This window comes from Streptomyces roseochromogenus subsp. oscitans DS 12.976, assembly GCF_000497445.1.
GTDB lineage: Bacteria > Actinomycetota > Actinomycetes > Streptomycetales > Streptomycetaceae > Streptomyces > Streptomyces oscitans.
Genome location: NZ_CM002285.1, coordinates 5,073,678 through 5,078,431, shown reverse-complemented (window position 1 = coordinate 5,078,431; position 4,754 = coordinate 5,073,678). Strand labels below are relative to the sequence as shown.

General features: G+C 70.7%; 4 protein-coding genes. 2 read left to right on the top strand and 2 right to left on the bottom strand.

The genetic code is table 11. The features are described 5' to 3' along the window. Positions 1–293 (bottom strand): GntR family transcriptional regulator (locus tag M878_RS48465; protein WP_031225459.1); only part of this gene is annotated, 293 nt, incomplete at its 3' end. Positions 294–415: 122 nt separating this feature from the next. Here M878_RS48465 and M878_RS71610 point away from each other — a divergent pair. Then, the gene (locus M878_RS71610; protein ID WP_023549244.1) at positions 416–1,054 is read left to right on the top strand and encodes a LysE family translocator; all 639 of its coding nucleotides are present in this window, start codon (positions 416–418) and stop codon (positions 1,052–1,054) included. A 61-nt stretch (positions 1,055–1,115) separates the two neighbouring features. After that, entirely contained in the window at positions 1,116–3,482 is a 2,367-nt protein-coding gene (locus tag M878_RS71605) for an ATP-binding cassette domain-containing protein (RefSeq protein WP_031225458.1), read from the top strand. 129 nt (positions 3,483–3,611) lie between these two features. Here M878_RS71605 and M878_RS71600 read toward each other — a convergent pair. Further along, on the bottom strand, positions 3,612–4,754 hold a 1,143-nt coding region (locus M878_RS71600; protein WP_023549239.1), incomplete at its 5' end, for a phosphotransferase family protein.

Sequence of the window (4,754 nt, the reverse complement as noted above, 5' to 3'; positions counted from 1 at the left end):
CTCTGCTCGGGCACGGAGGGGTAGTTCAGCTCCAGGTCGATCCGGCCGGCCGCCGGTTCGGTGAGTGCGGGGGCCGGGTCGGCGGCGGCCGCGCGGACGAACGTACCGCGTCCCACCTCGCCGACGGTCAGGCCCCGGCGGGCCAGTTCTCGGTACACGCGCAGGGCGGTGGAGTTGGCGATGCCGTGGCGTTTCGCGAACGCGCGCTGCGGGGGCAGACGGTCGCCTGGCCGCAGCACACCGGACGTGATCTCCTCGGCCACGGCATCGGCGACGCTCTGGTAGTCGGTCACGGCCCGCCATCCCACCACAGAATTGCACCGAGCGCAATCTTTTGATTGCACTGAGCTATTGCCCTGCCCTACGCTCACGGCATTGCTGCGACGAGGGAGATTTGATGGTCGGGGGGATTTTCATGGTCGATGTGAGCGGAATTCTCGGCCTGGCGGTGGTGGCGCTCGGCATGGTGCTCACGCCCGGACCGAACATGATCTACCTCGTCTCGCGCAGCATCACGCAGGGCAGGCGGGCCGGGATGATCTCCCTCGGCGGGGTCGCCCTCGGCTTCCTGGTGTACCTGCTCACCGTGAACCTCGGGCTCTCGGTCGTCTTCACCGCCGTACCCGAGCTGTACCTCGCGGTGAAGCTGGCCGGCGCCGGCTATCTCGCGTACCTGGCCTGGAACGCCCTGAAGCCGGGCGGCATCTCGGTCTTCGCCCCGCAGGACGTGCCGCACGATTCACCGCGCAGGCTGTTCACGATGGGCCTGATGACGAGTCTGCTCAACCCGAAGATCGCCATCATGTACGTCTCCCTGATCCCCCAGTTCATCGACCTGGACCGGGGCCATGTCCTGCTCCAGGGTCTCGTCCTCGGCTCGGTGCAGATCGTGATCAGCGTCTCGGTGAACTTCACCATCGTGCTCGCCGCCGGCACGATCGCCGTCTTCCTCTCCCGCCGTCCCTCCTGGCTGAAGGTGCAGCGCTGGCTGATGGGCACGGTGCTCGGCGCCCTCGCCGTATCACTGGCCGCGGACACCTCGGGCCCGGCGTAGGGCTGAATGTGGTCAGTATTCGAGAAGCGGCGGGTATCCCGCCCCCGCTAGCGTGGCCGGCATGGACCGCACCGCAGCGCACGCAGCAGACAGCCATGATCTGATCCGGGTGCACGGCGCCCGTGAGAACAACCTCAAGGACATCAGCGTCGAGCTGCCCAAGCGCCGGCTGACCGTGTTCACCGGCGTGTCCGGCTCGGGCAAGAGCTCACTGGTGTTCGACACGATCGCCGCGGAGTCACAGCGGCTGATCAACGAGACGTACAGCGCCTTCGTGCAGGGCTTCATGCCGACGCTGGCGCGGCCCGAGGTCGACGTCCTCGACGGGCTCACCACCGCGATCATCGTGGACCAGCAGCGGATGGGCGCCGACCCGCGCTCCACCGTCGGCACCGCCACCGACGCCAACGCCATGCTGCGGATCCTGTTCAGCCGGCTCGGCAAGCCGCACATCGGCTCGCCCAAGGCGTACTCCTTCAACGTCGCCTCGATCAGCGGCGCCGGTGCGGTCACCGTGGAGCGCGGCGGGCAGCAGGTGAAGGAGCGGCGCAGCTTCAGCATCACCGGCGGCATGTGCCCGCGCTGCGAGGGCCGGGGCACGGTCACCGACCTCGACCTCACCCAGCTCTTCGACGACTCCCTGTCCCTCAACGAGGGCGCGCTCACCGTCCCCGGCTACAAGACGGGCGGCTGGAACTACCGCCTCTACACGGAGTCCGGCCTGTACGACCCGGACAAGCCGATCCGCGCCTTCACCAAGCGGGAGCTGCAGGACTTCCTGCACCGCGAGCCGACCCGGATGAAGATCGCGGGCATCAACATGACCTACGAGGGTCTGATCCCGCGGATCCAGAAGTCGATGCTCGCCAAGGACAAGGAGGGCATGCAGCCGCACATCCGGGCCTTCGTGGACCGCGCGGTCACCTTCACCGTCTGCCCGGAGTGCGAGGGCACCCGGCTCACCGAGGCGGCCCGGTCCTCGAAGATCGAGGGCGTCAGCATCGCCGACGCGTGCGCGATGCAGATCAGCGACCTGGCGGAGTGGGTACGGTCGCGGTCCGAGCCGGCGGTGGCACCGCTTCTGGCCTCCCTGCGGCACACCCTCGACTCGTTCGTGGAGATCGGCCTCGGCTATCTCTCGCTCGACCGGCCCGCGGGCACGCTGTCGGGCGGCGAGGCACAGCGCGTGAAGATGATCCGCCACCTCGGCTCGTCGCTGACCGACGTGACGTACGTCTTCGACGAACCGACCATCGGCCTGCACCCGCATGACATCCAGCGGATGAACGAGCTGCTGCTGCGGCTGCGCGACAAGGGCAACACCGTGCTGGTCGTGGAGCACAAGCCGGAGGCGATCGCGATCGCCGACCACGTCGTCGACCTCGGCCCCGGTGCCGGTACGGAGGGCGGCACGGTCTGCTTCGAGGGCACGGTGGAGGGGCTGCGGGGCAGCGGCACTCTCACCGGCCGCCATCTGGACGACCGGGCGGCCGTGAAGGACACCGTCCGCAAGCCGACGGGCGCGCTGGAGATCAGGGGCGCGACGACGCACAACCTGCGGAGCGTGGACGTCGACATCCCGCTGGGCGTGCTGACCGTCGTCACCGGGGTCGCGGGCTCCGGCAAGAGCTCACTGGTGCACGGGTCGATCCCGGCCGGCGCGGACGTGGTGTCCATCGACCAGACCCCGATCCGCGGCTCGCGGCGCAGCAACCCGGCGACGTACACCGGGCTGCTGGAGCCGGTCCGCAAGGCGTTCGCCAAGGCCAACGGCGTGAAGCCGGCGCTGTTCAGCGCCAACTCCGAGGGCGCCTGCCCCACTTGCAACGGCGCGGGCGTCGTCTACACCGATCTGGCGATGATGGCCGGGGTCGCCACGACCTGCGAGGAGTGCGACGGCAGGCGGTTCGAGGCGTCGGTGCTGGAGTACACCCTCGGCGGGCGGGACATCGCTCAGGTGCTGGAGATGCCGGTGGCCGAGGCGGAGGAGTTCTTCGCCTCCGGTGAGGCCCATGTCCCGGCCGCCCACAAGATCCTTCAGCGCATGGCCGACGTGGGCCTCGGGTACCTCACCCTCGGCCAGCCGCTGACGACTCTGTCGGGCGGCGAGCGGCAGCGGCTGAAGCTGGCCACGCACATGGCCGACAAGGGCGGTGTCTACATCCTGGACGAGCCGACGACGGGTCTCCACCTGGCCGACGTGGAACACCTCCTCGCGCTGCTCGACCGGCTGGTCGACTCCGGGAAGTCGGTCATCGTGGTCGAGCACCATCAGGCCGTCATGGCCCACGCGGACTGGATCATCGACCTCGGGCCGGGGGCGGGGCATGACGGAGGGCGGGTGGTCTTCGAGGGGACTCCGGCGGAGTTGGTCGCTGCGAGGTCTACTTTGACCGGGGAGCACTTGGCCACGTACGTGGGGGCGTGACGAGCGGTTCAGCGCCGCGGGAATACCGGCCGTCGCCGAGTACCGGTCCGTCGTGGTCGCGCCCACGCGGCGGAGCCGCATATCGATACAGCCCCGTGCCCCTGGGGAACTGCGGCCGGCCGACAGGCCCTACGCAGCGCCGCCCGGACGGGTGGGCCGGACCAGGGCGTGGGTGAGGCACGGGTCGGTCCGGCGCCGGGACGACAGGCCCAGGGAGGCGGTGGCCGACGCCAGGGTCATGGCGTACGACTCCACCGCGCGGCGGACGTTGGGGGCGTCCAGGCTCGCGCCGGTGACCAGCCGGTCCAGGTCGACGTAGGCGGAACGGACGATCTCGATCCACCGGTACACCCGCCAGTCCTCCCGCCAGTTCTCGGTGCACCGGGCGGGCAGCCGGCGCTCCCAGCGCTGGAACATACGGTCACGGATCTCCGGCCGGGTCGGGGTCAGATGCATGTGCCGGACCAGCTCGTACAGCGGGTCGCCGACCACGGCCAGCTCCCAGTCGATGAGGGTCAGGGCCGGCGGGCCGTCGCGGCGCACCAGGTTCCAGGGGTTGAGGTCGCCGTGCAGCAGGGCCGCGGCGCGGTCGGTGACCTCGTGCCGGGCGAGGATCTCGCGCAGCCGGGGCGCGTCGGGCAGGCCGAGGAAGCGGGCCACCTGCTGGGACTCTTTGGGCAGTCCGGCCACCAGGGCCACGAGCTGGTCGCTCAGCCAGGCGTAGAAGCCGGGCCGGCCGCCCACCGGGTCGACCAGGGTGTAGTCGACCCCGGTCAGCGCGGCCAACTGGTCGACCAGGCCGTCCGCCTCGTGCGGGAGCAGCCCGTGCACCGGGTGCTCGGGCCGGCGGCGGACGTCGGGCGGGCCCTCGTAGGTGTGGACGGCGAAGCGGTCCCCGGAGTAGGTCCGGATGCCGGAGAGGTCCTTCGAGTGGCTCTCGCCCAGCGCCAGCACCCGCGGCGCGGCCACCGCCGCCCCGGACCGCTCGATGGCCCGGAGTACGCCGTGCTCGCTGAGGAAGCTGCGTTCGCGCCGGGTGACATGGGTGACCTTGCGGCGGACGACGACCGGGAACGGGGTGCCGGGGACCCGCAGCACCGAGGTGAGGTGCGCGGTGCCCTTGAACACCCGGTGGGCCGGGGCCGCCCCCTCCAGGATCAGGGCGTCGGCGACGGCGGAGTGGGGGAAGTCCGGGTGTTCCGGCACGCGCCGGTCCGGCGTCCAGTCGATGGCCAGGGCGACCGGCGGCCGGCACGCCCCGCCGTGGGCGGG